The following is a 3,951-nucleotide window of genomic DNA, read 5'->3' as shown; positions in this document are numbered from 1 at the left end:
GTTCGGTTAGGGCAGGCGGTGCATGTTGCCCCGCGCAGTGACTCCCGACCAGCTTGGCGACGAACGCCCTGGACCACTTCACGACCAGCTCGGCCCGGTCGGTGCTCACCCAGGCGATGGCGTTGTGGTCGCTGATGGTGAGGCGACCGCAGGAGCGGACCGTGAGGCCCCAGTGCTCGTGGAGCGCGGCGACGAGCCAGTCGGTCGCCTCCCCGACATCCGCGAAGCCGAAGCGGTCGCGCAGCGCCGCGTGCTCGTCGGCGCTCTCCCACAGCAGGGACAGCCCGGGCGGCAGCGCGAGCGACGTGGAACGTGTCATGTCGAGGCCTTGGTCGGGGAGAGCGGCGGTGCTGGCGCTGCGGGCACGTGATGCGCCGTCGGTGATCAGTTCACGGAGCTGTCTCGATGAATATCGACGGAGAGGCCGCGAGCGCTGGCGATGCGCCCGAGCACGTCTTGAAGCTGCTCCACCTCATCTGGCTCCAGGGTTGCGGTGTAGTCCTGCTCGTGCTGTCTGGCGAGCTGTCCCACCTCGGTCAGAAGCTCTCGGCCGAGCTCGGTGAGGTTCAACTCGTGACTGCGGCGGTCCGTCCTGCTGCGCCGGCGTTCGACCAGCCCGCGGGACTCCAGCCGGTCCAGAATCGCGACGATCCGGCTCGACCCGACGCCCACGTGCTCGCTCACCGCTCGCTGGCTGATCCCGGGGTTGCGGCCGACGAACCGAAGCACTCCCGCATCCGAGGGAGTGATGCCCAGCGGCCGCAGTGTCTGTTCGAACCCGCTCGCGGCGTCCGAACCGAGCTGGGCGAGCAGGAAAGCGACTCGATGGCGGCGAGAGGACGTCATGCATCCATGATAGATCCATTGACATATAGTTCATGCTGTGTATCATTCCTTGTATGAACAGTAGTAGAGGTGCAGTCGAATCGACCTCGTCGACCGCGCGCCGCCGGCCGGAGGGGCCCCACGCCGGAGTGGTCGGGGCTGTGAGCACGGGCTTGTTCATCGCGAGCCTCGCCGTCGTGGCGATCCTCGGCGGCGGTCAGGCGCTGTCCTCGTCGTTCGTCGACGGATACTCGGACTTCCTCGCACACCACGGTCTCGCCGCCCGAGCATCAGCCATGCTGCAGCTGGGGTCGTCAGTCCCCCTGGGCATCTACGCGGCGATCATGTACGCGCGCCTGCGACGCCTCGGCATCCGGGTGCCAGGTCCGGCGATCGCTCTGTACGGAGGGGTCACCGCTTCCGTCATGCTGGCAGGCTCGGCGCTGGTGGCCTGGACTGCCGGCCAGAGCGCGGTGGCTGCACAGCCGAACCTGGTGCACGCCCTCGGGATCCTCGCCTTCGCGTCCGGCGGCGTCGCCCACCTCCTCGGACTGGGACTGCTCGTCGCCGGCATCGCGGTGCCGGCCCTCGTCCTGCGGCTGCTTCCGGCGCAGTTGAGCTGGGCCGGTCTCGTCATCGCCGCCGTGTGCGAGTTCTCGGTCCTGGCCATGGTGGTCGAACCGCTCCAGGTGCTCGTTCCCATCGGGCGCTTCACGTCCCTTGCCTGGATCATCGCCGCCGGATTCCTCATCCCGCCGACACGCCGCACACACCACCGCAGAACCCGACAGAAGGAGAACTCATGAACACCATCGAATCCACCCTCACCGAATGGGCCGACGCCGAACGGCGCAGCGATGCGGGGAGAACCGCTGAACTGCTGACCGAGGACTTCCTCGGGGTCGGCCCGGTCGGCTTCCAGCTGTCCAAGGATGCCTGGCTCCAGCGCCTGTCCGACGGGCAGCTCCACTACGACGCACTCGTCCTTGATGAGGTCACCATTCGTGAGCACCCCGGCTCGGCGATGGTCGTGGCCCGTCTGGACGTCCGCGGCACCGCACGAGGCAACCCGCTTCCGACCACCCGGAGCTCCTTCCATCTCGTGCGGATCGGTGACGACTGGCGAATCGCCGGCATCCAGCACAGCTTCATCGCAGGAGCACCTGGCTCGCCTGTCCCCGCACCGCGGAAACAGCGCCCGCCGACGTCGCGGTGAGTCGTGCGGTCAGGGGCACCAGGTCCCGGTGAGCCCCGGACACCTCGAATACGCTGGGACGAAAGCGGCGGTCCGCCGCCCGCGGGCGCCGACACCACTGTCGAAGGGATCACCTCATGCCGCGCACCATCGTCGTCACCGGAGCCGCCTCGGGCATCGGGAAGGCCACCGCCGAGCTCCTCGAGACCGCAGGCGACACCGTCCTCCGCGTCGACCTGCACGAGGGGGACGTCACCGGCGACCTCTCGGATCCGGCGCAGATCGACCGCGTCGCCGCCGAGATCGCCGAGCGCACCGGTGGGGTGCTGGACGGCCTGGTCGCCAACGCGGGCGTCTCCGCTCCCTCGGAGCTGTCGGTGAGGATCAACTACTTCGGCACGGTGCGCCTCATCGAGGCGCTGCGCCCGCAGCTCGCCGCGTCCGACGCTCCGCGGATCAGCGTCACCACCTCGGCCGCGACTCTGCAGGGCAACGACCCCGAGCTGGTCGATCTGCTGCTGGCCGGCGACGCCGAGGCCGCGGTCGCCCGCGGCGCCGCCCTGGCCGCGCAGGGGCCGCAGGCCGGCTACGCGAACTACTCCAGCTCCAAGCGGGCCATCTCCCGCTGGATCCGCCGGAACGCGCCGACCGACGAGTACGCGGGCGCGGGCATCGGCCTGAACGGCGTGGGCCCCGGCCAGGTGCGCACCGGCATGACCACCGAGCTCTTCTCGACCGAGGAGGGGCGCAGGATGGCCGACGACGCGATGCCCGCTCCCTACAACGGGGTCGCAGAGGCCGAGCACATCGCCGCCGTGCACGCCTTCCTGGTCTCGCCCGCGAATGCGCGCATGACCGGGCAGGTCCTCTTCGTCGACGGCGGCTTCGACGCGCTGCGCCGCGGGGACGACATCTGGCAGAGCGTCTGAGCCGGGCCCGCTCAGCGTCCGGGCCGCTTCCGCATCGTCTTGTGGGTGCCGTCGCACCAGGGTTTGATGCCCGAGGCGCCGCAGCGGCATACAGCGCTCACCGGGCGCGTGGTCGAGTGCTCCTTCCCGTCCTCGTCCTCGATCACGTGCTCACCGCGCAGCAGCATCGGGCCATCCGGGCAGAGGATCACGTCGGGATGCTCGTCAGGTGCCTGCTGGTTCATGCCGACCACTCCGTCAGCATGCGCTCGCCGTAGAGGTCCTCCACGTGCAGGTACGCCCAGGCGCCGAACCAGACGTTCGCATGCTGCTCCGGCTCCTCCTCGATCAGCGTGCCGCACATGGTCCGCACCGCGAGCTGCTCATGGACCGAGTCGGCCTCGACGTGCTCGGTGTAGTACTCGACCATCTCCGGCGGGAAGTCGAGCCGCTGCAGACCGCGAGCGATCTTGCGCGAGGGCGCGGAGCTGGTGGCCTCGAAGGCGGCGTGGAAGCCGAGCGAGGCGGCACGCAGTCGACGGTTCAGCCCGAAGAGACTCATCACGTTGTTCTGCATCAGCACTTCGAGCGGTGCCTCGTCGAGGTAGGCGCCGTACTCGGAGTCCAACCCGCTCGCGGCGAGCCCTTTGGCGAAGAGGTGCGCGTGCAGGCGATGCGGGTTGCCGGCGCCGTACTCGTCGTACTGCAGCTCCATCACCGCAGCCTTCACGGGATAGGACAGGCGCGGGATCGTCCACGTGGTGTGGTCGGACTCCTTGAGCGTGTAGATCGACTTGTGCCGCAGGAACTGTCGTGCCTGCTCTGCGGTTGCGCCGCGGTGGATGTGCCCGGCGCCTGCTCGCGCAGCCGCTGCTCGAGGTCCTCCTCGAGCCGGCGGCGCAGCGCGATCACCTGCGGGTCCCACTCGAGCTCATCGGCGACGTCGTCGAAGCCGCGGTGGTGCAGCTCGTACAGGCACCACAGGGAGAGCTCGACGTCGCCGGCATCCTCGGGGGGGGGGGG

General features: G+C 69.4%; 8 protein-coding genes. 4 read left to right on the top strand and 4 right to left on the bottom strand.

The genetic code is table 11. The annotated features are described in order from the left end of the window. Positions 1-319: hypothetical protein (locus D1648_RS17655; RefSeq protein ID WP_206424833.1), on the bottom strand; the 319-nt coding region annotated here is incomplete at its 3' end. Between the two features lie 65 nt (positions 320-384). Further along, complete coding sequence (locus D1648_RS17650; RefSeq protein WP_122943890.1) at positions 385-846, bottom strand: MarR family winged helix-turn-helix transcriptional regulator; 462 nt, start codon at positions 844-846, stop codon at positions 385-387. 176 nt (positions 847-1,022) lie between these two features. Here D1648_RS17650 and D1648_RS17645 point away from each other — a divergent pair, with 176 nt between their 5' ends. From D1648_RS17645 to D1648_RS17635, 3 genes are all read left to right on the top strand, one after another. Next, positions 1,023-1,631, top strand: a complete 609-nt coding sequence (locus tag D1648_RS17645; RefSeq protein ID WP_241155570.1) for a hypothetical protein — start codon at positions 1,023-1,025, stop codon at positions 1,629-1,631. Continuing rightward, positions 1,628-2,041: a nuclear transport factor 2 family protein gene (locus tag D1648_RS17640; protein WP_122943888.1), complete on the top strand. Its 414-nt coding sequence runs from the start codon at positions 1,628-1,630 to the stop codon at positions 2,039-2,041. The genes D1648_RS17645 and D1648_RS17640 overlap by 4 nt, the downstream gene beginning before the upstream one ends. Before the next feature lie 116 nt (positions 2,042-2,157). Beyond that, entirely contained in the window at positions 2,158-2,949 is a 792-nt protein-coding gene (locus D1648_RS17635; RefSeq protein WP_122943887.1) for an SDR family oxidoreductase, read from the top strand. An 11-nt stretch (positions 2,950-2,960) separates the two neighbouring features. On the opposite strand, the gene D1648_RS17630 is transcribed toward D1648_RS17635, so the two are convergent. Both D1648_RS17630 and D1648_RS17625 read right to left on the bottom strand, forming a co-directional pair. Then, a complete protein-coding gene (locus tag D1648_RS17630; protein ID WP_122943916.1) occupies positions 2,961-3,173 on the bottom strand; it encodes a CDGSH iron-sulfur domain-containing protein in 213 nt (70 codons plus the stop codon). Next, on the bottom strand, positions 3,170-3,718 hold the full coding sequence (locus tag D1648_RS17625) for an iron-containing redox enzyme family protein (protein ID WP_241155575.1): 549 nt from the start codon (positions 3,716-3,718) through the stop codon (positions 3,170-3,172). Before D1648_RS17625 ends, D1648_RS17630 begins: the two co-directional genes overlap by 4 nt. 23 nt (positions 3,719-3,741) lie before the next feature. Between D1648_RS17625 and D1648_RS18340 the strand changes: the two genes are divergently transcribed. Further along, positions 3,742-3,951: hypothetical protein (locus D1648_RS18340; protein WP_241155576.1), on the top strand; the 210-nt coding region annotated here is incomplete at its 3' end.

Source organism: Brachybacterium sp. EE-P12 (assembly GCF_003711805.1).
Lineage (GTDB): Bacteria > Actinomycetota > Actinomycetes > Actinomycetales > Dermabacteraceae > Brachybacterium.
The sequence above is the reverse complement of the archived record's forward strand: the minus strand, read 5'-3'. Positions and strand labels throughout refer to the sequence as shown.

Excerpts from the sequence above, each read along its gene's own strand:
- D1648_RS17640 (WP_122943888.1), top strand. The coding sequence starts at position 1,628 with ATGAACACCATCGAATCCACCCTCACCGAATGGGCCGACGCCGAACGG.
- D1648_RS17650 (WP_122943890.1), bottom strand. The coding sequence starts at position 846 with ATGACGTCCTCTCGCCGCCATCGAGTCGCTTTCCTGCTCGCCCAGCTC.
- D1648_RS17635 (WP_122943887.1), top strand. The coding sequence starts at position 2,158 with ATGCCGCGCACCATCGTCGTCACCGGAGCCGCCTCGGGCATCGGGAAG.
- D1648_RS17630 (WP_122943916.1), bottom strand. The coding sequence starts at position 3,173 with ATGAACCAGCAGGCACCTGACGAGCATCCCGACGTGATCCTCTGCCCG.